25 protein-coding genes are annotated in these 23,508 nt (G+C 42.4%); 15 read left to right on the top strand and 10 right to left on the bottom strand.

Annotation, left to right across the window (positions count from 1 at the left end; genetic code table 11):
* The first annotated feature begins 146 nt into the window (after window positions 1-146).
* From ACYRY3_RS24480 to ACYRY3_RS24490, 3 genes are all read left to right on the top strand, one after another.
* Window positions 147-2,447, top strand: coding sequence for an ATP-binding protein (locus tag ACYRY3_RS24480; protein ID WP_460204245.1), 2,301 nt, complete (start codon window positions 147-149; stop codon window positions 2,445-2,447).
* Window positions 2,392-2,838 (top strand): response regulator, encoded by a 447-nt coding sequence (locus ACYRY3_RS24485; RefSeq protein ID WP_460204246.1) that lies wholly within the window; start codon window positions 2,392-2,394, stop codon window positions 2,836-2,838. Before ACYRY3_RS24480 ends, ACYRY3_RS24485 begins: the two co-directional genes overlap by 56 nt.
* Before the next feature lie 111 nt (window positions 2,839-2,949).
* The gene (locus tag ACYRY3_RS24490; protein ID WP_460204247.1) at window positions 2,950-4,122 is read left to right on the top strand and encodes a sensor histidine kinase; all 1,173 of its coding nucleotides are present in this window, start codon (window positions 2,950-2,952) and stop codon (window positions 4,120-4,122) included.
* Window positions 4,123-4,217: 95 nt separating this feature from the next.
* Here ACYRY3_RS24490 and ACYRY3_RS24495 read toward each other — a convergent pair whose 3' ends face one another.
* The gene (locus tag ACYRY3_RS24495) at window positions 4,218-4,553 is read right to left on the bottom strand and encodes a type II toxin-antitoxin system PemK/MazF family toxin (RefSeq protein WP_460204248.1); all 336 of its coding nucleotides are present in this window, start codon (window positions 4,551-4,553) and stop codon (window positions 4,218-4,220) included.
* On the bottom strand, window positions 4,546-4,767 hold the full coding sequence (locus ACYRY3_RS24500) for a hypothetical protein (RefSeq protein ID WP_460204249.1): 222 nt from the start codon (window positions 4,765-4,767) through the stop codon (window positions 4,546-4,548). The genes ACYRY3_RS24495 and ACYRY3_RS24500 overlap by 8 nt, the downstream gene beginning before the upstream one ends.
* Window positions 4,768-4,906: 139 nt before the next feature.
* Here ACYRY3_RS24500 and ACYRY3_RS24505 point away from each other — a divergent pair, with 139 nt between their 5' ends.
* The gene (locus tag ACYRY3_RS24505) at window positions 4,907-5,533 is read left to right on the top strand and encodes a hypothetical protein (RefSeq protein ID WP_460204250.1); all 627 of its coding nucleotides are present in this window, start codon (window positions 4,907-4,909) and stop codon (window positions 5,531-5,533) included.
* Between the two features lie 50 nt (window positions 5,534-5,583).
* On the opposite strand, the gene trmB is transcribed toward ACYRY3_RS24505, so the two are convergent.
* Window positions 5,584-6,225 carry a tRNA (guanosine(46)-N7)-methyltransferase TrmB gene (trmB, locus tag ACYRY3_RS24510; protein ID WP_460204251.1) on the bottom strand — a complete coding sequence of 214 codons (642 nt, stop codon included), beginning with the start codon at window positions 6,223-6,225 and terminating at the stop codon, window positions 5,584-5,586.
* 186 nt (window positions 6,226-6,411) lie between these two features.
* On the opposite strand from trmB, the gene ACYRY3_RS24515 reads away from it, so the two are divergent.
* Window positions 6,412-7,521: a metallophosphoesterase family protein gene (locus ACYRY3_RS24515; protein WP_460204252.1), complete on the top strand. Its 1,110-nt coding sequence runs from the start codon at window positions 6,412-6,414 to the stop codon at window positions 7,519-7,521.
* Window positions 7,522-7,583: 62 nt separating this feature from the next.
* Here the strand turns inward: ACYRY3_RS24515 and ACYRY3_RS24520 are convergent, their stop codons facing one another.
* Window positions 7,584-8,798 carry an FIST signal transduction protein gene (locus tag ACYRY3_RS24520; RefSeq protein ID WP_460204253.1) on the bottom strand — a complete coding sequence of 405 codons (1,215 nt, stop codon included), beginning with the start codon at window positions 8,796-8,798 and terminating at the stop codon, window positions 7,584-7,586.
* A 276-nt stretch (window positions 8,799-9,074) separates the two neighbouring features.
* Here ACYRY3_RS24520 and ACYRY3_RS24525 point away from each other — a divergent pair, with 276 nt between their 5' ends.
* From ACYRY3_RS24525 to guaA, 5 genes are all read left to right on the top strand, one after another.
* Window positions 9,075-9,296, top strand: coding sequence for a CP12 domain-containing protein (locus ACYRY3_RS24525; RefSeq protein ID WP_460204254.1), 222 nt, complete (start codon window positions 9,075-9,077; stop codon window positions 9,294-9,296).
* A 310-nt stretch (window positions 9,297-9,606) separates the two neighbouring features.
* Window positions 9,607-10,200, top strand: coding sequence for a DUF3177 family protein (locus ACYRY3_RS24530; protein WP_460204255.1), 594 nt, complete (start codon window positions 9,607-9,609; stop codon window positions 10,198-10,200).
* A gap of 95 nt (window positions 10,201-10,295) precedes the next feature.
* Entirely contained in the window at window positions 10,296-10,595 is a 300-nt protein-coding gene (locus tag ACYRY3_RS24535) for a DUF7734 family protein (RefSeq protein ID WP_460204256.1), read from the top strand.
* 38 nt (window positions 10,596-10,633) lie between these two features.
* A complete protein-coding gene (gene cbiD / locus ACYRY3_RS24540; RefSeq protein WP_460204257.1) occupies window positions 10,634-11,800 on the top strand; it encodes a cobalt-precorrin-5B (C(1))-methyltransferase CbiD in 1,167 nt (388 codons plus the stop codon).
* A gap of 234 nt (window positions 11,801-12,034) precedes the next feature.
* Entirely contained in the window at window positions 12,035-13,678 is a 1,644-nt protein-coding gene (gene guaA, locus ACYRY3_RS24545; RefSeq protein WP_460204364.1) for a glutamine-hydrolyzing GMP synthase, read from the top strand.
* Here the strand turns inward: guaA and ACYRY3_RS24550 are convergent.
* Both ACYRY3_RS24550 and ACYRY3_RS24555 read right to left on the bottom strand, forming a co-directional pair.
* Window positions 13,612-13,959 carry a hypothetical protein gene (locus tag ACYRY3_RS24550; protein ID WP_460204258.1) on the bottom strand — a complete coding sequence of 116 codons (348 nt, stop codon included), beginning with the start codon at window positions 13,957-13,959 and terminating at the stop codon, window positions 13,612-13,614. The genes guaA and ACYRY3_RS24550 overlap by 67 nt on opposite strands.
* Before the next feature lie 38 nt (window positions 13,960-13,997).
* The gene (locus tag ACYRY3_RS24555; protein ID WP_460204259.1) at window positions 13,998-14,357 is read right to left on the bottom strand and encodes a hypothetical protein; all 360 of its coding nucleotides are present in this window, start codon (window positions 14,355-14,357) and stop codon (window positions 13,998-14,000) included.
* Between the two features lie 351 nt (window positions 14,358-14,708).
* Between ACYRY3_RS24555 and ACYRY3_RS24560 the strand changes: the two genes are divergently transcribed.
* The 4 genes from ACYRY3_RS24560 to ACYRY3_RS24575 all read left to right on the top strand — a co-directional run bounded on the left by ACYRY3_RS24560 (window position 14,709) and on the right by ACYRY3_RS24575 (window position 18,463).
* Entirely contained in the window at window positions 14,709-15,767 is a 1,059-nt protein-coding gene (locus ACYRY3_RS24560) for a DMT family transporter (protein ID WP_460204260.1), read from the top strand.
* 550 nt (window positions 15,768-16,317) lie between these two features.
* Window positions 16,318-17,232, top strand: coding sequence for a sensor histidine kinase (locus tag ACYRY3_RS24565; protein ID WP_460204261.1), 915 nt, complete (start codon window positions 16,318-16,320; stop codon window positions 17,230-17,232).
* Window positions 17,229-17,903 carry a response regulator transcription factor gene (locus ACYRY3_RS24570; protein ID WP_460204262.1) on the top strand — a complete coding sequence of 225 codons (675 nt, stop codon included), beginning with the start codon at window positions 17,229-17,231 and terminating at the stop codon, window positions 17,901-17,903. Before ACYRY3_RS24565 ends, ACYRY3_RS24570 begins: the two co-directional genes overlap by 4 nt.
* 215 nt (window positions 17,904-18,118) lie before the next feature.
* Window positions 18,119-18,463, top strand: a complete 345-nt coding sequence (locus tag ACYRY3_RS24575; protein ID WP_460204263.1) for a hypothetical protein — start codon at window positions 18,119-18,121, stop codon at window positions 18,461-18,463.
* A gap of 211 nt (window positions 18,464-18,674) precedes the next feature.
* Here ACYRY3_RS24575 and ACYRY3_RS24580 read toward each other — a convergent pair whose 3' ends face one another.
* From ACYRY3_RS24580 to ACYRY3_RS24595, 4 genes are all read right to left on the bottom strand, one after another.
* Window positions 18,675-18,821: a hypothetical protein gene (locus tag ACYRY3_RS24580; protein ID WP_460204264.1), complete on the bottom strand. Its 147-nt coding sequence runs from the start codon at window positions 18,819-18,821 to the stop codon at window positions 18,675-18,677.
* 25 nt (window positions 18,822-18,846) lie between these two features.
* On the bottom strand, window positions 18,847-19,818 hold the full coding sequence (locus ACYRY3_RS24585; protein ID WP_460204265.1) for a hypothetical protein: 972 nt from the start codon (window positions 19,816-19,818) through the stop codon (window positions 18,847-18,849).
* Window positions 19,811-20,920, bottom strand: a complete 1,110-nt coding sequence (locus tag ACYRY3_RS24590) for a DegT/DnrJ/EryC1/StrS family aminotransferase (RefSeq protein ID WP_460204266.1) — start codon at window positions 20,918-20,920, stop codon at window positions 19,811-19,813. Before ACYRY3_RS24590 ends, ACYRY3_RS24585 begins: the two co-directional genes overlap by 8 nt.
* 179 nt (window positions 20,921-21,099) lie before the next feature.
* On the bottom strand, window positions 21,100-21,450 hold the full coding sequence (locus ACYRY3_RS24595) for a polysaccharide biosynthesis C-terminal domain-containing protein (RefSeq protein ID WP_460204267.1): 351 nt from the start codon (window positions 21,448-21,450) through the stop codon (window positions 21,100-21,102).
* A 411-nt stretch (window positions 21,451-21,861) separates the two neighbouring features.
* On the opposite strand from ACYRY3_RS24595, the gene ACYRY3_RS24600 reads away from it, so the two are divergent.
* Window positions 21,862-23,487 carry an alpha-amylase family glycosyl hydrolase gene (locus tag ACYRY3_RS24600; protein ID WP_460204268.1) on the top strand — a complete coding sequence of 542 codons (1,626 nt, stop codon included), beginning with the start codon at window positions 21,862-21,864 and terminating at the stop codon, window positions 23,485-23,487.
* The last annotated feature ends 21 nt before the right edge of the window (window positions 23,488-23,508 follow it).

The raw sequence follows: 23,508 nt of genomic DNA on the forward strand, positions 1-23,508 counted from the left end.
TGTATTTAAGTGGTGCATAAATGAGATTGATAGGCTATAAAAGTCTATCAATAATTTCGCTAATTGATTGAACATGGAAAATAAATTGATGGCGTTCATTGTAAAAAAATTATTGTTTACGATCCTGGAAACACAGGAGGCTTATAGTGGTTAAGGATTTACAAGACATTAATGTGACTAGCTTAAAAGAAGCACCAATTCACATTCACGGTCAAATTCAGCCTCACGGGGTACTTTTCCTCCTGAAAGAACCTGATTTAACAATATTACAAGTTAGCAGCAATGTGTCTTCTGTCTTTGGCATTGCCCCTATAAATTTGTTGCACCAAAAACTGGAAGACTTACTTGACTCTTTTCAAATAGAAAGAATTAAAGCGGGTCTGTTGGAGGAAAGTCTAGATTTCATCAACCCTACAAAAATTTGGATCAGAAAAAAAGGGGATGAATATTTAGTTTTTGACGCAGTGTTTCATCGAAATACAGAGGGATTTCTAATTTTGGAATTAGAACCTGCTATATCTCAGGATAATATCCCATTTTTAAGTTTTTATCATCTCGCTAGAGCGTCTATCAATCAACTGGAAGAAACGGCAAATATTCGGGATTTTTGCCAAATTATTGTCCAAGAAGTCCGAAAAGTGACTGGATTTGATAGGGTAATGCTCTATAAATTTGATGATGATGGGCATGGTTCTGTCATTGCTGAGGAAAAACTGGAGCACCTGGAACCTTATTTGGGTTTGCATTACCCAGAATCAGATATTCCCAAGCCAGCCAGAAAATTATTTGCTTCTAATTGGATTAGAATTATACCGGATACTAATGCCGAACCTGTAGAAATTTTCCCAATTAATAATCCAGTTACTCAGCGTCCCCTTGACTTAACAAACTCCAGTCTCAGAAGTGCTGCTTCCTGCCATATACAGTACTTGCATAATATGGGTGTGGCAGCTTCTTTGACGATTTCTTTGATTAAAGAAGGCAAACTTTGGGGGCTGATTGCTTGTCATCATCTGACACCCAAATATGTTTCCTATGAATTGCGAAAAGCCTGCGAATTTTTGGGTCGAGTCATATTTGCAGAACTTTCCGCTAGAGAAGAAACGGAAGATTATGACTATCGCATGCAATTGACATATATACAATCGGCATTGGTTGAGTATATGTCCCAAGAAGAAAATTTTATAGATGGGTTAGTTAAACACCAACCAAATATCCTTGAGTTAACAAGTGCCCAAGGTGCAGCTATATGTTTTAGTGGAAACTATACGTTGATTGGTGAAACTCCCAAAGAAGAAGACTTGAATTTCTTAGTTCAATGGCTATCGAATAACGTACAAGAAGAAGTCTTCTACACGGATTCTCTACCACGCATTTATCCTGATGCCGAAAGGTTCAAAAACGTCGCTAGTGGGTTGTTAGCTATTCCTATATCCAAGCGAAATTACGTTTTGTGGTTTAGACCAGAAGTCATTCAAACTGTGAATTGGGGAGGCGACCCCAATAAGGCATTTGAGTTAAGCCAATCAGAAGGGAATTTACACCTGCGCCCGCGTAAATCATTTGAACTGTGGAAAGAAACAGTTCGCTTAACCTCTTTACCGTGGCGATATGTAGAAATAAAAGCGGCACTGGAACTGCGAAAAGCAATTGTCAATATTGTACTGCGTCAGGCAGATGAACTCGCCCAGCTTGCACACGATTTGGAACGTTCCAACGCTGAGTTGAAAAAGTTTGCCTACGTAGCCTCTCACGATTTGCAAGAACCGTTGAATCAAGTGGCAAACTACGCGCAGTTATTGGAAATGCGCTACGACCAGCAACTTGATGAAGACGCTAAGGAGTTTATCGGCTACGTTGTCGAGGGAGTCAGCCTTATGCAAACGCTGATTGATGACGTGCTGGCTTACTCTAAAGTAGATATGCAGGCAATTGAGTTTGAACTTTCAGAAGTGGAAACAGCCTTAGAACGTGCCCTGACGAATTTGCGGAAACGCATTTCGGAAACTGGGGCTGTGATTACTCATGATGACTTGCCAACTGTAATGGCTGATAGCACCCAGTTAATGCAGTTGTTCCAGAATCTGATTGGTAATGCTATCAAATTCCGCAGTGACAAAACCCCAGAAATTCATGTGGGTGCAACTCGGCTAGAAGATGAGTGGCTATTTTCTGTTCGGGACAATGGTATTGGTATTGACCCGCAGTTTAGCGATCGCATCTTCGTCATCTTTCAACGCCTGCATACCCGAGATGAGTATGTAGGTACCGGTATGGGTTTAGCCATCTGCAAAAAGATCGTCGAGTGCCATCGAGGACGCATTTGGGTAGAGTCACAATTAGGAGAGGGAGCAACATTCTACTTTACGATTCCAGTGGGAGGCCGCGATCGTGAGCGCAGAAACGGAAGAAAAGTACAAAACAATCTTTTTGGTCGAGGACAATAAAGCTGATGTTCGTCTTATCCAGGAAGCATTAAAAAATAGTGTAGTACCACATCAGGTCATTACAGTTAGGGATGGTATGGACGCTATGGCGTATTTGCGCCAAGAAGGGGAGTATGTTGATGCACCTCGTCCCGACATCATCCTGCTGGATTTAAACTTACCCAGGAAAGATGGTAGGGAAGTCTTGGCTGAAATTAAAGCCGACCCCAGCCTAAAACGCATTCCTGTAGTCGTTCTGACCACCTCACATAATGAGGATGATATTTTCCACAGTTACGATTTGCACGTGAATTGCTACATTACCAAATCCCGCAATCTCAGCCAGCTTTTTAAAATTGTCAAAGGAATAGAAGAGTTTTGGCTGGAAACCGTAACTTTGCCTGCGGAATAAGGGGACAAGGAGGACAAGGGAGACAAGGGGGACAAGGAGGATACCTTATCTCCCGGCTCTCAATAACAGTAATAACAATTTGGAGAAACGGGGGGGTGAAACTAAAAGATTATGGCTGCGACCTCGGTGAAAATATTGTTAGTTGAGGACAATCTGGCAGAAGCAAGGTTGTTGCAAGAATTCCTCAAAGAAGCCGAGTCCAAAGAATTTGAATTGGTTCATGTGAAGCGATTGGGGGATGCCCTTCAAGAATTGACTAGGGCTGCTTATGATGTCATCTTGTTGGATCTCACACTACCGGACAGTCAAGGATTGGCATCCCTCTCACCTTTGATGAGCCTGGCACCGAATTTGCCTATCGTTGTACTGACTAATACCAACGACGATCGACTAGCTCTTGAGGCAGTCAGGAGAGGAGCGCAAGATTATCTTGTCAAGCGACAGGTTAATTTAGGAGTCCTGATTCGTTCCCTGTACTATGCAATTGAGCGCAAACACGCAATGGAATCATTACGTGCAGTCAATGAAGCATTAGAAATCCGGGTTCAAGAACGAACAGCCGAGCTAGTTAAAGTTCAAGAAATCAGTCAGTTTAAATCTGAATTTGTCTCAATGCTGTCTCATGACATCCGCAGCCCCTTAAATACCATTCAGTTAATTGCCGGGTTGCTGCAAAACAATGGTGACAAATTGCCCAAGGAGAAAAAAACTTCTCATTACCAGTTAATTCGTTCCGCAATTAAAAACGTGGCTCAATTACTAGATGAGGTGTCTTTGATAGGCAAAGCTGATTCCGGTAAACTTTTGTGTGAATTTACACTACTAAACTTAGAAGATTTCTGCCATCAACTGATTGAAGAAGCTCAACTAAGTATACGAGAGAAAAATCTTTCTCTTATTTATACCAGTGTCGGGGAATTGGACGAGGCATTGTGGGATGAAAGCTTATTACGCCATATTTTTGGCAATTTGCTAAGTAATGCTATTAAATATTCACTAGAAGGCGGTACAGTAAGATTTGAACTTATTGGACAGGCAAAAAAAGTTATTTTTCAAATTCACGATGAGGGTATTGGTATTCCTATAGAAGAGCAACAACAACTATTTCAACCTTTCCATCGGGCTTCAAATGTAGGTTTAGTTCCCGGTACTGGTTTGGGTCTATCTATTGTCAAAAAGTGTGTAGAAACTCTTGAAGGTGAAATTTCCGTTCACAGTAAAGTTGGCATAGGTACGACTTTTGCTGTTACCCTACCCATAATACAAGAATTGAATCCAAAGTAGGGTGGGCACTGCCTACCTCTCATAATCATGGTTAAATATTGGTACTCTCACCCCAACCTAAAACGAGCAAAACTTTTAATTAACCTACCACTAACTCAATCTAATGAAGCAAGAGATGTTTTGACGCAAGTACACACTGCTTGCCAGTCACGTTCAGATAGTCTACCTATGAAGACGGGATTAGCTGATGGAGGCAAAGTAACCAAAAAGCTACGGAATGCAGATGGTAACCGTAGCCCTGCGGCTGCCCCATCCTGAAGTGCACAATCCGTGGAACTAAGTGCAGCAGTGGTTTGACTAGTAATTAGCCCAACTATTATGTCAGGTCGTGAGGTATGGTATGTTTCAGATGAAAGCACTACAGCAGGTCTGCGTTTGATACCACTGACGCCTGGGAAATCAACTGCTACCACATCACCTGGATTAAACAAGTTCTTCGTCCTCCGGGTACAGTGTGGCAGCATACTGTAAGGAGAAAGCAATAATATCATGTTGATCCTGCTCTCTCCAGGTATCATCTTGAGTCACAACAGACGGATTAGAACGAGTTAAGTCATCTAGAATGAGGGCAGCTAAACGCAACCGTTCAACTGGAGGCAAAGCAAGAACTATTCGAGTAAAAGCTTCTTGAGCATTATTTGTCATACAGCGTCCTCTGAAAACAGGATTGTTGTTATTTTTACCTTTTTTTAATGAAGGTTAACAATCTTTTTAATCCTAACCCAAGATCGCAAATGCTTGCTCTCAGTATTATCTTAAGTCATAATAATGAATGGCTTGTACAATGCCGCTGCTTGATCTAAATCAAAACTATACCTTCAGCCGATACTTCGAGCTTGGTTTTGAAGCCAGCGAACTGGCTCAAGAATTTGGCTACACTCTCACCCGAAAAACTTTCAACTTACCTCAATTCTCAGGTGAACTCGATCGCATACAAGAGTTAAAATCTCGTATTGAAGAAGTACTGCCATTTGTTCCTTTAACTAGCGAATTTGCCAGACGGGAAATTCTTATTTCAAGAGTTGTCACAGAACTAATTCACTATACTCAAGCAGAACTACGCATTGAGTATGGGCTAAAAGTTTCTAATTGGCTTCAAGGAAATTTAGATTATTTGCTGCGTGCCAATACAATCAATCAATTGTTAGTGATTGAGGCTAAGTATGAAGATTTGACTAGAGGCTTCACACAACTTGTGGCTGAGTTAGCCGCACTTGACCAATGGGAGAAAACACCAACGGTTTCAGAACAGCCAATCTTGGTGGGATCTGTTTCAACAGGAACAATTTGGCAATTTGCTAGACTCGACCGTATTGCAAAACATTTTGAACAGGGGATTAACAGCTATCGAGTTCCCGAAGATGTAGAGCAAGTGATGCGAATTTTGGTAGCAACTTTAATTAACCGTTGATTTTCCTTTAATTTGCTCTCCACTCAAAATTTTTGCTTCATCTCATTGTCCTAAGATTTGACTTTTTCAAACACAGCCCGATAAACAGGTTGCCTTTTGTTAATCGTATATGTTTCCCTTTCTGTAGGAACTGAGAGGGGATTTTCTGCCAGCCATTCTCCCGCGCCATGTCTTTGAAAAGCTGAATTTGCAGCAAAGCGCAAGCACATTTCCACAGCCAACAACTCAATATCGGATTGCAAAAAAACAATACCTCCAGGAGCCAGAAATTCTGCTAACTCTGTCACTAATTCTGGCTGCACCACTCGCCGTTTAGCATGGCGGTTTTTAAACCAAGGATCGGGAAATTGAATTGTAACCCGTTGTAAAGTTCCTTGGGGTAGCCCAGATAAAAGGGGACGCAACGAGTTATTTACGTTGCAAAACAAATAGTGAAGGTTAACCAGCCCCAACTCCTCTCGCAGCTTATTTGCTTCTACCACTAACGGTTCGCGAATTTCCAAACCCAAGAAATTCCAATTGGGTTCTACTTGTGCCATATTCAACACAAACCGTCCTTTAGCACAGCCAATATCTAAGTGTAGAGGTTGGTTTGGCTTGCCATATACTTTTTCCCAATCGAGTGGGCTGAGGGGTGTTTGATACTTGTTTGCTAGTGGGTTAACGTGTTGACGGACTCGAACAACTGCCAAAATACTCTCTCCTTAGTTAGTGGTTAGTAGTTAGTGATTAGTAGAATAACAAGTCATTAACTATTTATGTATACAAATATTAACTGGGATCGCTAATATACAGATTAATACAGCCACATCTCGTTACAGGTTATACTCATTGTAAAAAGACTTTTTAGATCCATTTTTAACACTGTTACTACGTCAATGACTCTAAAATTTCGTTTTGCTATAGTCAGCGACTTGCACATTGCACTTCCTCATACCATCTGGAATCATCCAAATCGTTTTCATTTGGTAGAAGTTAGCATTCCAGCATTTGATAGTGTTTTAGAACATCTAACACAACTTGATTTAGATTTTCTTTTGCTACCTGGGGACTTAACTCAACATGGTGAACCAGAAAACCATGCTTGGGTGCAGGAACGTCTATCACAGTTACCCTTTCCTGTCTATGTTGTTCCCGGCAATCATGATGTTCCTGTATTGATGGCAGACGGTCAATCAATTGCCTTTGTTGATTTCCCACATTATTATCGTAAGTTTGGATATAGTGATACCGACCAGCTTTACTATACTTGTCAGTTACTACCAGGAGTGAGGCTCATTGGACTAAATTCTAACTTTTTTAATGACCAAGGTCAGCAGGTGGGCTATTTAGATAGCAAGCAACTGCGTTGGTTGGAAGCGGTATTGGCGGCATCTGTTGATGAATTAGTGCTGGTTATGGTGCATCACAACGTTGTTGAACACCTGCCCAATCAGTTAAGCCACCCAATGGCAAATCGCTATATGCTCAACAACGCACCAGAGCTATTGCGGGTGTTACAACATTACGGCGTTAAATTAGTTTTTACCGGTCATTTGCACGTTCAGGATGTTGCTTGCTCACAGGGTGTATATGACATAACAACGGGTTCTATGGTAAGCTACCCACACCCCTATCGTATTTTAGAGTTTCACAGGAATGATTTTGGTCAGGACAGGCTGCAAATTTTGTCCTACCGGGTGGGCTCGGTACCTGATTTCCCCAATCTACAGTTTGCCTCGCGCAAATGGATGGGCGATCGCAGTTTTCCCTTCCTCATGAAGCTGCTGACTTTGCCCCCTCTAAATCTTCCCATAGCTCAGGCACAGGAACTAGCTCCCGACCTCCGAGATTTTTGGGCAAATATGGCTGATGGAGATGCTGTATTTGACTATCCTAATTTTCCACTAAAAGTGCGTCGCTACTTTGAGAAGTATGGCGCAACCGATCCAAGCGGCACACCGTCTTTCGTTGATAACAATACTACATTGCTATTGGGTAGTGGGTAGTGGGTAGTGGTTAGTGGTTAGTGGTTAATTTAATCCAACTACCAACTACTAACTACTATCTACTAAGCATTTAATGAACGGCAAATTCCAAATACTGAGGTGTAATTATGTAACATAGTACTACCACCTACAGGGCCAATTTCGCCACCACAAAAGAAGCCTCCAAGGGGTATATTTTTGAGGTAGCGCTGGAATAATTGGGAGTCAAAGTTAGGTTTTCCATAAAGCCCTTCACCTCGACCCACGCAAGCAAACATAAGGGCACCGATTGAAGTTGAGTCAAAAGAATGTTTTGTTTGATAACGCTGTAGTAAGAATTCCAGGTCTTCAGCCGAAGCTTGGGCATCACGTAAATGGAATTGCAGGCGCTGTCCGGAACGAACGTAATCGGCAATGGCAATCGCCCCAGCAGATGGTTCTACCCCCAAAATGCTGCGAATTAAAAAGTCTCCTGGGTGCAAATCTTGTTTGAACTCATCCATTGCTAAACCAACAAATAAGGAATGTTGTGCCAGCATCCGATCTTCTTCGTTCAAACTAGCAATCAAATCTCGCAACGCCATTAGCGGTACTTGCTCGTTGAGTTCTAGGATGATGTTGCGATCGCTCTTTGTCACCTGATACGGTTTCCCAATTGGCCGACATCCTTGCGCCACAATCGTTTCTAACACGATATTGCCACTCAAAGCAACGCCAATTGTTCCTTCTCTATAGACACTGTCATTGTAAAAAAGGGAGATACGACCTCCCAAACCGCCCCCACTTGCCTGTCCTCCCACTGTTACTGAACCGGGATAGGCAAAATCCAATCCTTGTAAGAGATCGTTGATTCCAGAGGAAAACGACCCAGACAGCAAGATAAATTGGGGCATGGGTGATGGTGGTACACCTATTAAATCTATCCAAGCATCTGGTGGATCGTCCAAATCTGGTAATTCCTCAGGCTCGATATGGAATGGTTTGATATTCACTTCCGGAAGGTGTGCCAAAGTCAAGCTGAGGGCGGGTTCTGCTTCTAATTCTTGTGTTTTCCCCCACTGAGTTGTACCGATTACACCTCCACCACTACAACCTATAACTACAGGTACTGAAAGTTTTTCTGCAAGTAGAGGTAAAAGTCGAGAATATTCACTTGTAAAAGCAGACGAAATAAAGACCAGCCCTAAATCAGCAGGTGCTGTTAACGACGAGACAGTCCGCTGTACTACATCTGAAACAGCTGCTTCTAAGGAAGGGCGGGTAGACAGGGCATTTGCCCACTGCATTTGGTCTGCCATGAATTTTGGGCTCTACTTTTTTTTAGGCTTTTCGTTTATTTGCAAGACAAGGTACTGTATAATTTATTTTCTCATTATAGTCCTTGTCAAATCTTAAAAGATATAGATGAATACAACCTTACTGTAATGACAAGCTGTAATAGTTATGAAGCATATCCCTATTGACTGGGCAAACTGAATACACAGAACAGTAGAATGGGGAGTGATAGTACTCAAAACTGTCATTTTTGAAATTTTTCTATACTTGTATTGAAAACACGCAACAAGACTAAGACAATGAGCAACATCCAAGACAAAATCGAACAAGAAATCGCACAAGCTCGTGCTACCTGTGACACTTCAGGTAGTAACTCTGCTGAATGTGCAGCAGCTTGGGATGCAGTGGAAGAATTACAAGCTGAAGCTTCTGACCAACGCCAAGCAAAGCGCAAAACCTCCCTTGAGCAGTATTGTGATGCTAATCCAGAGGCTGATGAGTGCAGAGTTTACGAAGAGTAAAAGTTAACTCGACCACCTCTGTTTATGACCGGTGGGCAAGTTACTAAAGACTGTTTACTAACAATGCTGTGCCATAGCAGCACTTGTACCTGAAATCTCACTCCATCCTTTTGTCATCCTGTGTTAAAAACGGGAGATGAGGGTAAAGAGTGGGATTTTCATTTAACAATGACCAGTGAAGAGTCAGTTAACTTACTAGTGAGAGATTGAAGAAATGTAAGGGGAACTTAGACTGTAATTAGTCGCTCGGTTATTACTGGTAATTGATAACCGATTGCTATTTCACCGGTCAATGATTTGAGGAAAAACTATGAATGACGTATGGTTTCGTCCCTTAGTCTGGATAGACTATCGATTGGCATTGTTGTTCGCGGTTATTATGCCCGTCATTTTACTGATATGGGCATTTGCACAAAAAGCAGAACCAATCCAACATTTGCTGATTATTTACTGGCGAGTATCAAGTTTACTGGCAATCACAATTTATCTCATGATTGGTGGATTCGGGGTTAGTTTTATATCGGGATTAATGGCTCGTATCCTGATTCCTATTTCATTGTGGTTCTGGGTGGATCTCAACGATGAAATAGAGTATCAGTCAAGAGGACCTTTAAAGTTAGTTTTTACTTCATGGCGTTGGGCTATAACTATCTATTCTATCTTAGGCGCACTTGCCTTGATACCTTTTGTGAATTGTGCTTTTTCCGAAATGGCGATCGCCAATTCATATTGTCGCGTTTGGTTTGAAGCACCCCTCATGTATAAAGATTATTTCCATCACGATACCAAACCAGGTTTTCTCGGTTTTCTTGGCATTATTGGTCTCATCGTTTACGTACTTTATTTAAGCTACTTTGTTCTGATTAAGCTAGGCAAACAAGGACGTTCAGCTACTCCACAGTAAATCTTTGTAATTCGTAATTTTAAATTACGAATTATCAATCTTTCCTCTCTTAATCCTTTCACTTTCTTTGTACCGATATACTTAAGTGTCGATTTATGAATAATTCTATTGGCAAGCGACTCGAACAATACACTATAAAACGTCCTCAAGAAGTCCTATTGGTAACAGTGGAAATTGCTGGCGAGGAAGACCAAATTGCCATTTTTAAAGGTTTTTCTAGCTCCTTAGTGCGTTCAACTGCCTTCGATCCTGAAGTTCCCGTACTACAAGATGAAGCAAAAATTATTAAAATTGATAGAGCGGCAAGCCCCTACAATCCAGAAGCTCCCCGTTATATTCAGCAAGACATATCTTGGGAAAATATGCAATCTTTATTATCTCAATTAGGAGTGTGAACTACCAATAAAAACTACCGAAGAACCAATTTTGAAAAATGTCTCAATCTGGATACACTCTTCCCGTCTTCGCTTGTGCATCTGCTGTTGCGGCTTTGCATTGGTTGCGTCATCGCCAACCCATACTTTCTGTCTCAGTGAACTTGATTGAACCAAATCAAGTGGTAGAAATACCTGTGGAACAGGTTGCAGGATTGTCAGAAAATATGGCTCTGGCAATTACCCGTAGTGAACCAGGGGATAATCTGGACATTACGCGAAATACCCCTGTTTGGGCTTTGGTGGAATGGGGGAGAGGAGGGAAGGAGTCGGGGGTAGAGGTTCCCTTTGGGGTTGGGGGCAGCGGGGAAAGGAGCGAGCAGGTAACTATTAAAGGAGGTTCGGGGATTGGGCGGATAGTTGAAGTTGGGGATAAACCTGCTATTTATGGTTACGCTCAACGGTTGTTGCAAGAGAATTTGCAGCAAATGCTTGAAACAGAGGAACAAATCATTGTGACGATTATTTTGCCAGAAGGCAAAGCACTTGCTCTTAGAACTTCTAATGCTGCCTTTGGTGTCGTAAATGGTCTTTCTCTACTGGGGACAACAGGCATTTCTCAACCTTTAAGCGCTCCCGGACAACTAGAAGCTTTTCGAGAAGAATTGCGTCACAAAGCAAATCATTTTGATTGTTTGGTTTTTTGTGTTGGTGAAAATGGGTTAGATTTAGCGCAAAAACTAGGGATAAACCAGGAACAATTGGTCAAAACAGCCAATTGGCTCGGTCCAATGCTAGTAGAAGCGGCTTTACAAAATATTAAGCAGATCCTATTATTTGGATATCATGGCAAGCTGATTAAACTTGCAGGTGGAATTTTTCATACCCATCACCATATTGCTGATGGTCGTCGGGAAATTCTAGTAGCGCATTGTGCTAACGTTGGTTTACCTACTCCAGATTTACAAGCTGTGTTTAGCAGCGCCACCGCAGAAGCAGCATTAATTTACCTGCGTTCTTTAGATGGATCTGGTGGTAGTGATTGGGTAAATCGGGTTTACACTTCCATTGTTGAAGAAATCGATTCTCGTTCGAGAAAGTATATAAAAGACCATGTCGGTGAATCAGGTACCTTGCCGTCTGTTGGTTCTGTCCTCTTTGCTCGCGATCGCGAAGTTTTTGTAAAAAGTAAAACTGCACATACGCTAATGGGAAAATTATGTTAATTTAATATGAATAATCTTAAACACTAACGCACAATATTTTTTACCAATTTTTTACCACCCTAGGGTAAGTGTTCCCGCACAATACTATTAATAAGTATAGGGTCTGTGCAGTGGCGCAACAGAGTCGCCTTTGGAGAGGATATGTCTTACCATCACAAGTTGGTAAGGCAGAGAGTGGTACTAACCAAGACCCGATCGCTCAAAATCTTTCATTCTATTTACACCATCCCTGTCATGAATACTGCGGTGAGTCTACCAACACAACAAGCGCCTCAAACAGAAGACACTTTGGGGCAAATCAATCGCCAAATCATTGTGATTCTCGATTTCGGTTCTCAGTACTCTGAACTGATTGCTCGTCGAATTCGTGAAACACAGGTTTATTCAGAAGTCCTTTCCTATCGCACGACAGCTGATGCATTACGTCAACTCAATCCCAAAGGAATAATCCTATCTGGCGGTCCCAATTCAGTTTATGACAGTGGTGCCCCCCATTGCGATCCAGAAATATGGAATTTAGGCATTCCAATTTTAGGTGTGTGCTACGGCATGCAACTCATGGTTCAACAGATGGGTGGAGAAGTCGCAAAGGCAGATCGAGGTGAGTATGGCAAAGCATCTCTTTATATAGATGACCCCACAGATTTGCTAACCAATGTTGAGGATGGCACAACTATGTGGATGAGTCACGGAGACTCAGTCATCAACATGCCACCCGGATTTGAATTGCTGGCACACACAGACAATACACCTTGTGCAGCTATCGCCGAGCATCAGAAAAAACTCTATGGAGTTCAATTTCATCCAGAAGTGGTTCATTCTATCGGTGGTTTAGCTTTAATTAGTAACTTTGTTTACCACATCTGCGAATGCGAACCCACTTGGACAACTGCTGCTTTTGTTGAAGAAGCAATTCGAGAAATTCGCGCTAAGGTTGGTACCAAACGGGTACTCTTAGCTCTCTCTGGGGGAGTGGATTCTTCAACTTTGGCATTTTTATTGCATAAAGCAATTGGCGACCAACTTACTTGCGTGTTCATTGACCAGGGTTTTATGCGGAAGTACGAGCCGGAACGGTTGTTAAAATTGTTCCAAGAGCAGTTCCACATTCCCGTAGAATACGTTAACGCCAGAGAGCGTTTTATTTCCGCCCTCAAAGGTGTCACCGATCCAGAAGAGAAACGTCGTATCATCGGACACGAGTTTATTGCTGCATTTGAGGAAACTTCCAAAAAACTTGGCCCCTTTGATTACCTCGCACAGGGAACTCTTTATCCAGACGTCATTGAATCTGCTGATACCAACGTCGATCCCCAAACTGGGGAACGTGTAGCAGTGAAAATCAAGAGCCATCACAATGTTGGGGGATTGCCCAAAGACTTACGATTCAAACTCGTAGAACCCTTACGAAAACTATTTAAGGATGAAGTCCGCAAAGTTGGGCGTGCTATTGGTTTGCCTGAAGAGATTGTACAAAGGCATCCTTTCCCAGGACCGGGTTTGGCAATTCGCATTCTCGGTGAAGTTACTGCCGAACGCTTAAACATTTTACGCGATGCCGATTTGATAGTGCGTCAAGAAATAAACCAACGAGGTCTATATCACGAGTACTGGCAAGCTTTTGCTGTTTTATTACCAATCCGCAGTGTGGGTGTCATGGGCGACCAACGTACCTATGCTTACCCCATCGTCCTGCGAATTATTACCAGTGAAGATGGTATGACAGCAGATTGGGCGCGTGTACCTTATGATGTTCTCGAAGTGATTTCCAATCGCATTGTCAATGAGGTAAAAGGCGTCAACCGCGTGGTTTACGATATCACTTTCACCGTGTCTTGCACAAAGGTGACACGGCTTCCTGCTAGAAGATCTTTGTAACGTGGATAAACCTGGTCGCTATGTAATTCGCCGCTGAGTAGCTCATATAACAATGGTTTGAAACTGAAGCGATCGCGTTGCTCAATGAGAATGATAGGATGTGAATAATTCTGATGGCTTAAGTGTAGAGCCGTAAACAGCCCAGCAAAGCCACCACCTAAGATGACTGTGGGATGGGACGCTTGCTGCATAGATGTACGAGTTGCTGTATGTAAATTTAAGACAGGTAAAGACGCACCATGGGGCGTCTCTACAATTAGTGAATTTATGTTACACGACATTGAGACGATGGCAACATATGTTATGTATTCACCTGAAGTTATTTCACTTCATTGGGTTCAAACTTAGCGACTTTACCTTTTTTAACAGCGACTACAACATCATAGGTTGAACAGTAAGAAAATGTGGTATCGTTGGCTTTGTTATAAAGGTTAACGACCTGACCTGCTCCTCCGGGCTGAATACCGATTGGCTCCAAATCTCCAAAAAAGAAACGACGTAGCTGATCGCCACTACCAATCTGACCCTTATTTTTAGTCAGTAAAGTGACTTTCTCCTGTACAGATAATTCCTGGGCTGATGCCTGAACCAATAAAGGATTTATGGCTTTCAATGGTGCTTCCCATACTGTTAAAAAACCAGTCAAGGCAACTGTAGCGACTAAGGGGGCGAATTTCATTTGTGTCTCCTGTTATCCCGGACATTCAAAGCTTCTCAGTAGCTACTGAAGCCAATCTGAAACCAAACCATCATTTTCATGAATTTATTCTTTAAGCTAATTTAGGATATTCTCAGCATTTTCTCAGATAAGTTGAGTCACTCCAATTCACAATTGAATTTAAGTATTTTCTCAGCAAAAACTCATCTATAACAGAATGATAAAAAGCTAATATTAGGAATCCTACATCAAGTTTAGGGTCGATTTTGCCAACCAGATTCATATTCACTTTTGGTGGGCAATGCCCACCCTACGCATCAGATAAGAGTCCTATATAATGACTAATTTTTTTATGGCGGTGGTGTTAATACTATGACTAAACTTAGAAAACCGCATCGCTTAATCTACAGAATTTCCGGACAAACATATCTCTGGCTGGCAATCCTCATTTTTGGAGCATCTAGTGCAGTAACCCGCAAACTCACAGAAATTGGAGCACAACATTTCATAGATGGTCGCAATCCAATTTCTTTATGTAATGTTTTATTCGTAGGAAACCTTTGTGCCTTGATAGTTATGCTCCTCATCTACGGGCGAGACTGGAACAAAGCTACTTTCAGGCAAATATCAAAGAAGGATTGGGTTAGTTTAACAGCAGTAGCTATTTTATCAGGAGCGCTAGCCCCTGGCTTAATTTTCCAGGCATTGGCGCTCACGGGGGTTAATAATGTCATCTTGGTTGGACGCTTGGAACCGCCTCTCACTCTGGCTTTATCAGTCTGGTTATTAAAGGAACGGGTAAATCTTTGGGAATTGATGGGGGCGATCGCCGCGTTTGTGGGGGTTACTCTCACTATTCTCCTTCAGCCACCTGGGGAAGTGATGATGAATATGGGAGGTTTGCAAGTGGGTGTAGGAGAACTTCTAGTAGCCGCAGGATCTGTGGCTGTAGCTGTTTCCACAATTATTGGCAAAAAATACCTCTCTCAGATACCCTTAGGAATTTACAGTATCTTTCGTACTGCCCTGGGCACTGTCATATTTTTCTTTTTTGCTTTGGTGCTTTATGGTCAAGACCATTTTGCTGATGTACTCTCACCTTTTCTATGGAAGTGGATGTTCCTTTATGGTGGGTTGATTGTGGTAGTAGGTCAGTCATTTTGGCTCAAAGGCTTGAGAAGCTCAACAGTGTCTATGGCTTCTTTAATTGGCTCCTTTACTCCCATAGCAGGTATTTTAGCAGCTTATTTAATTTTAGGTGAAGCTCCTACCCTAGCTCAATATATCGGTGGTAGTGTTATTTTAATTGGTATTTTCTTAAGTCAAGTTGGTACTCGTCGTCAGGCATCTCGCAGAAGTGCGTTTTCCAAGGTCGATTCTACTCAAGCAGAACAAAAGGTGGAAACTACTATGGGATTTAAGGGAATATGAAGGTAGTTCGTTGTTATTTTCAGGCTTTCATCCTCATTTACAAGGAATTGCTGTAAGTAGGTCGGCGTCAATAAATAAAACTAGGAGTTAGGGCTGTTAGTGGTTAGTGGTTAGTAGTTACTAGGCTTTAAGGCTCTTCATAAAAGTCCACATAGTTATGTTTTATTGTGCCGATTTACTTATCTCCTCAGCCAAAGCTTAAAATTTGTTCAGGAAAAACTCATCTTGTTTCTTAAGAAAGATATTAGATTTTAAATGTAAGCCAAAAATAGATTTATCTCAGATTGACTTATAAAGTTCTGATGAAAATAGAGAAAGATGAGTTATTCCAATGTTTTTTTTACACAAGTTAAAGAGAAAATTAGCTAGAGTCATTGATCGTAGAATCGAACCCTCGTCGCTACAATTTCGCCTAACGGTTGAAATCATTGTTATCTTTACACTTGGATTCAGTAGTTTTACAATATGGATAGGTTGGGAAATAAGACGGTTTCTCATCACAACTTATCAACAATATGGTGTGTTAAATGACGATCGTAGGCTATTGATTATGATGCAAAGTTTGGGAACTGTGAGCGTTCTGTTGCTTGTGACTACTACAGTTCTCGCGTTTATATTTGTCAGGCGATCGCTCTTGCCGTTACAACAGATGAATCAGTGGGCAGTAACTTACGCTACCCAACTGAGCCCATATCCATCGCGGTTAAGTTGGACACCGAGCGAAGTGAAAGCACTAGCCCAAACTTGGAATGAATTGTTAATCAGGCTTTCAGAAGTGAAAGCACAGCAGCAACAGTTTACCAATGACTTGGCTCACGAGTTACGCACCCCCCTTAGTATGGTGTATGCGTATTTACAAAGAACTTTGCAACGCAGTCAGAATCTGCCAGCACCACAAAAAGAGGCTTTAGAGATGGCTTTTTCTGACGCAGAACGAATGATTTATATCTTGCAAGACTTACTAGAATTAGCACGGGCAGGTAACAGTGCATTGCCCTTGCAAACTGAACCACTTATATTAAATGATGTGATTGCAGACATGGTACAGATGACAGAAAAATTTGACCATCGGGCAATCCAGCTTAAAGTTGCCTCGTTTCCTATTAAAGTAAAGGCGGAACGCAATCAGTTAATGCAAGTGTTAAATCATTTAATTGACAATGCTTTTCAATACTCCGATGTGGATAAACCAGTGACAATGCAGCTGGCTCAGGTTGATAATTGGGCAGTCATTCAAGTCAGCGACAAGGGCTGTGGCATTCCCCTGTCAGAACAGTCCCGCATTTTTGAACCCTTTTATCGGGTAGATCCATCCCGTACCCGTTTGACTGGGGGAACTGGCTTGGGTCTATCTATAGTAAAACGCCTTGTGGAACGCATGGGGGGCAAGGTTGAAATTTGGTCAGAACCCGGTCATGGCAGCACCTTTATTTTAAGATTACCTGCATTAGGAGAAAAAATATGACAGCGCATATCCTCCTGGTTGAAGATGAAGTCAAACTGGCACGGTTTGTGGAATTGGAACTCAATAGTGAAGGTTACAAAGTCAGTGTTGCCCATGATGGCATCACTGGTTTGACCTTAGCACGGGAATCTTCCCCAGATTTAGCAGTTTTAGATTGGATGTTGCCCGGTTTGTCGGGCTTGGAACTTTGTCGTCGCTTGCGTGCAACTGGAAACAAAGTGCCAGTGATTTTGTTAACAGCAAAAGATGAAGTGAGCGATCGCGTTGCGGGTTTAGACGCAGGTGCTGATGATTATGTGGTTAAACCCTTTAGTATTGAGGAATTATTAGCTAGAATTCGCGCCCATTTGCGCCGCACTCAAGAAACCGATGAAGATTTGTTGCAATTTGAAGATTTGAGCCTAAATCGCAGCACTCGTGAAGTGTTTCGAGGCAAACGAGCCATCGAGCTCACAGCAAAAGAGTTTGATTTATTAGAATATCTTCTTTCACATCCCCGTCAGGTATTTACTAGAGACCAAATTCTAGAGAAAGTTTGGGGTTACGATTTCATGGGCGATTCTAATATTATCGAAGTTTATGTTCGCTACCTGCGCCTGAAGCTGGAAGAAAATCATGAAAAGCGTTTGATTCATACGGTGCGTGGTGTGGGGTATGCATTGCGGGAGTAGTAGTGCTGTACAAACATTTAATAATATGTTATACTTACTAGATGCTAGTTTTGTTGATTTAAAACGAAAACCAGATCGGGAAGGGAGCATTTACCGAAAAACTTAATACCTCACATTGCTGCTCTTGAGTATTGTTGGCTTCTTGAGAGTAGTGAGACGAAAGCAGTATAAAATGAGGAATCGATAGAGCTTCCTAGTTGCAAGCCATAAGTCAAATGACGGAACAAGAATTACTCGAAGCAATGAAACTTACGATTATCGCTAGAGACTGGCAAGGGTACCTAGGTTTTCGGCGTCAACTCATCGCGCTCAACCCCAAATTTCAAACGAAAATGCGGGCATTCTACGGAGATCTATCGGACGCTGATTTAATCGCGTATGCAGATTACTTCGGTTTCGACCAAAAGCTACCAAACCATATCAAGGAATACTTGAAAATTAAGGAAAAAGCCAAGCGAGAAGAAAGGGAAAGGCTTGCACAGGAAAGAATGCAAAATCTGGCGATGAATGCTAAAAGCTCAAAACCTATACTGCGTAAAAGTTTTAGAGACAAAGAGTAATTTGTTGTAAACAACACTTTGTACGTTGCACAGTCAACTTGAGTTGACAAAACAGGGATAAGTCAGCGTTTGATGACGTAGTTGAATGGCTATTTCCAACTTAGTTGGTATTAGACTCAAGCAGAAATATGGTTCTTGCGTACTTAGGGTGCTAAATTAATATCATAGTGCCAAGAAAGTAAAGCTCTAATTTCACGCATTGCGAAAATTTCTAAAGCCAAATCCACTTCGTTTCCAAATAGGGTATGGCGTGCGATCGCAGGTCTGTTTGTGCCTTAAAACCCGTAACCTTCAATTCATCACCAAAATCTGCCAAGAACCACAAAATGGCGTCCTCAGCAGTGCATCGTGCTAGCAATGACGGTCATGGGAATTGTTGCCCTTCACCAATGCTCTTGAACTAAGTATTCTAAGCCCAAGCGAGAGGAAAACATTAGAGAACAAGGTTCTTGCTCTCCTGATAACAGTCCATCTTCCAGTAGAGCCACAGCTTCAGCTTTACTGCGAATTCCAACCAAAGAAGAATGCTCTTCCCACTGACTTGATTGAAAATGGCGATTGGGCATTTCCGTTTGCACCACAAAGACCAAATCAACTTCTCCTGTGATAGGGTCGCCAGATATACCAACAAACCGAGTATTCTTTTCATTTAAGGTCATGGCAACATTCATTTCTTCCCACAACTCCCGTTGAGCATCTTGATAAAAATTGATGTTTTGAACTGTAGGAGAAAATGTAGCCCAACCCGCCACAAAATTGGCAACGCCTGTGCGATCCAATGAATTCAACCGCTTACCGATGTAGACATTACCATCCGTGGTTAGAGGAACTACCGCAACCCCAATTCCTCTGGCAAAATAGGCGTAGGGATCGCGGTAATTTGTCAGACCACGCATCATCAGCTTTAGTGCTTCCAATGGACTACGAGTCAAATCCAGACGACAATGTGGGTAGCTAGTGGGTCCAACTTCCAGGGTGAAGGTGTCTTGAGTGCGAGACCAGAATCCAGCCACTCCAGATCCAGACCAGCGGACTTTGCGCTCATCATAACTTCCCGGTTTGGTGCCATCTGTGAGGAGACCAGTACGAATTTGGGGATTAATCACAGCTTCTAAGTAAGCATGAAACTGCGTGTCAAGGGGCTCATCATGGAGGCTTTGAGGACCATGCCCTTCGCGAACCTGAATTTTTGTCACGCCTGCTACCTCATCGGGATGAATCAAGTGAAGAAAATCGCGACCTGCAATCAGCGCCTCAGATAATGCGTTACCCTGGGGCAAATCTGCTAAATATGCAACTACCTTCTCAAGACAGGCAAAATATTCGGATGTTTGATATAGAGGAGATTCAGGCACTTTCCAATTGCTCACAAAGCTGATAAAACTGGTGAATTTTGGCGATAATAAAATCTAGTTCTTCATCAGTCAAACTATAGGATGACGGCAAAGAAATTCCTCGTTCATAAGCAGATGTACTGACGGGATAGGTCATGCTTGGATTGACCCAGCCTTGATAGCAAGGTTGAAGATGAAGCGGACAGAAAAAGAGTCGGGTTTGAATTCCCTGATTGGCTAAATAGTCAGCGAGTTCAGCCCGGTTTTCAGCATAGAAAGAGGTGAACCAGTGGACGGGTTGACAGCGTGGATCTATAAAGATCGGCTTCAACTGCATCACATCTGCTAAAGCAGCCATGTAAGCTTCATAAATTTGCTGTTTACGCTTAATAATTGCAGGTAATTTTCTGAGCTGGGCAACACCAACGGCTGCCTGCATTTCTGTCATAGAAAAATTAAAGCCAATATGTTCGTGGACAAAGGTGCCACGACGCACTCGCCCATGATTCTTGAGCCGACGGCAGGTCTGGGCAATGATATCACAGTCTGTTAGGATAATCCCACCTTCACCACAGGTGATGGTTTTGTTGCCGTAGAAGGAAATGGCACCTGCGTCTCCGTAATAGCCTACATGGCGATCGTTGAACTTTACTCCAATCGCCTGCGCTGCATCTTCAATCACCTTCAACTCAAAGCGTTTAGCAAAAGAAAGTACCGCATCCATGTCTGCACTTTGACCGTACAAATGGACAGGCATAATCGCTTTGGTTCTGTCATTGACCAAGGAGGAAGCAGCTTCTACATCAATGCACAGGGTATCTGCTCTAACTGGGCAAAAGACAGGCTTAGCCCCTGCCATAATCACTGCATTCGAGGAAGCCACAAAGGTCAGGTTAGGGACAATCACCTCATCTCCATGACCAATATCCAGAGCCTTGAGGATGCAGTATATGGCAGCAGTACCGTTGCAAACAGCAATTGTATGCTTTGCTCCCGTTAAAGCCCTTATGCCAGCTTCAAACTCTTCTGTCACCTTATTCTCGGTTAAGTAGGTTGATTCCATCACACGCTTAACCTCTTGCCATTCACTGTCGTCAATCCAAGGTTGAATTTGAGGGATCATATCAATTGTCTGAGAGGATGTTTGAAAAGTTAGTTAGCTTGTACAAAGCTTTCTCAGCATAAGCTGTGAATAGATAGTAGACAGCAGGTAGTTCTGTTACCTGAGCAAACCACAAATTTGTGTGACTCAAAAAAAATCTTGGGTAGTTGAGCGCACTTTCGGTTACATTACTGGTTAATTTAATTAACTGGTGTAAGGGTGTGCAAATCTGGAGCGGCAGGATCGAAAGCAACATCCAGTAGCGCAATTTGTTCGCTGTCCTCTAGGTAGCGCAAAGTGTGAAGCATATAAGGCTTAATCTGAACTCCTTCTCCTGGGTTCAAAATAAATTGCTGCTTTCGTTGAGGGTTATCACAATCTTGCAGTTCTACCTCTACTTTACCACGCACCAGAAAAATAACTTCATTGGTTCTAGTATGGAAATGCCCGCCTCGAATCTGACCCGCTTGAGTTCTGACAAAATTCACTTCCTGCCAAACCCCTTGATTTACAAGACCCAAAAATAAACCCCTTCGATCTGATTGATTCATGTAGCAAGATATCTTTCCTACTTCAAACACTATTTCACCTCAATCAATAACATTTTCACAAGAGAACCCTGACAGAACACGCGCACACTACATCGGCATCAGTTGGGTGGTTTATAGGCTTGTACAGATGCCCCATTTCCAATATACTAAACACCTTTAGCACCTGACGAATCAGCCGAATCATCTGCTTCTGCGCTAATTACATAGACAATTATGACGCATTTTTTACTTTAACAATTTTAAGAAATTCTTAAATTCTATTGGTTTGGTATTTTTACATCTCAGACTGTAATTATTAGTGAGCTTTCTACGGGAGGAACTTCAGTTTAAAGTAAGCATTAAAGAGGGCGTAGTACAGGATATGCAAGAATGAAGCTATCCAAATCATTTTTTCATTAATTTTACTTATACATGGAAGAAACGTCTCATTCTCCTTGGTGGAAGCCTGCTGTTATTTATCAGACTTATCTACGTAGCTTTCAGGACTCTGATGGGGATGGCATTGGCGACATCCCCGGTATTATCAAGCGACTAGATTATTTAGAATGGCTTGGGATAGATGCCATTTGGGTGACACCATTCTATCCCTCCCCAATGGCCGATTTTGGTTATGATGTGAGCGACCATACCAATATTGACCCTATTTTTGGAACCCTTTCAGATGTAGATGATTTGATAGGATATTTGCACGATCGCAATATCAAGATATTGATTGACTTTGTTGCCGCCCATACTTCAGATCGCCATCAGTGGTTTATTGAATCCTGTAGTTCGCGCAATCATCCCAAGCGAGACTGGTACATATGGAAAGATCCAAGTGCAAATGGTGGACCTCCCAATAATTGGATCGGACGTTTTGATGGGCTTTCTGCCTGGGAATGGGATACTAAAACAGAGCAATACTATCTACACTCGTTTCTCAAAGAGCAGCCAGATATCAATTGGCGGAGCATCGGTGCTAGACAGGCAATGCTGGATGTCCTGAATTTTTGGTTACACCGGGGTGTGGATGGAATTCGAGTTGATGCCGCCTATCGTGCCTACAAAGATTCGCAGTTTCGCGACAATCCAGTAAATCCCAACTGGCATCCCGGCATGGAACCATCAGATCGCCTGTTTGAAGTCTTTAGTAAGAATATACCGGAAATTCATGATTTCAACCGTATGCTGCGGAAGCTTGTAGATGGGTATGGCGATCGCCTTTTGATTGCTGAACTCTATAAATCACTGGAAGAAATTGTTAAGCATTATGGAGCGAATGACGAATTTCATTTACCACTTAATTCGGAATTGATGTCATCTGACTGTCAATGGAGTGCGGAGTCCGTCCGAGAAATTGTCGAACGCTATGAAAGGTTGCTCCCTGAAGGTGCATGGCCCAATTGGTCGTTAGGCAATCATGACAAGCATCGCGTTGCCAGCAGAATTGGGATTTCTCAAGCCAAAATCGCTATGATGCTACTGCTCACCCTTCGCGGTACGCCAACAATTTACTATGGAGATGAACTGGGAATGGAGGACGGTTGGATTCCTTCCGAGCATATCCAGGACCCTTGGGAAAAAAAAGCGCCCGGTATTGGAGTTGGACGCGATCCCGAACGCACACCGATGCTTTGGGATGACTCTGCTAATGCAGGCTTTTGTGTGGAATCAGTCCAGCCCTGGTTACCTATCACTTATGACTACAGCAGTATCAATGTCAAAGCACAGAAGCAGAACTCCCGGTCATTTCTTTCACTGACACAGACACTGTTGCGCTTGCGTCGTCAACAACCAGCACTACAGCTTGGAGACTATATGTCTTTATACTCACCCCCACAGCTTTTTTGCTACCGACGCTTTAACCAGACATCAGATATTGTTATAGCCTTGAACTTCAGTTCTGAATATAGGGAATGGATATTACCGATCGAGTTTCGTAACCACTCAACAGTTCTCCTCTCAACGTTTGTGGATCGCCAGGGCGGATTGTTGAGAGACAATCTCGAACTACGAGGACATGAAGGTCTGATTATCCAGCGTAGATATCAATCGTAATGACCTTAGCCTACCTATCAA

The organism is Scytonema sp. NUACC21, assembly GCF_054684315.1.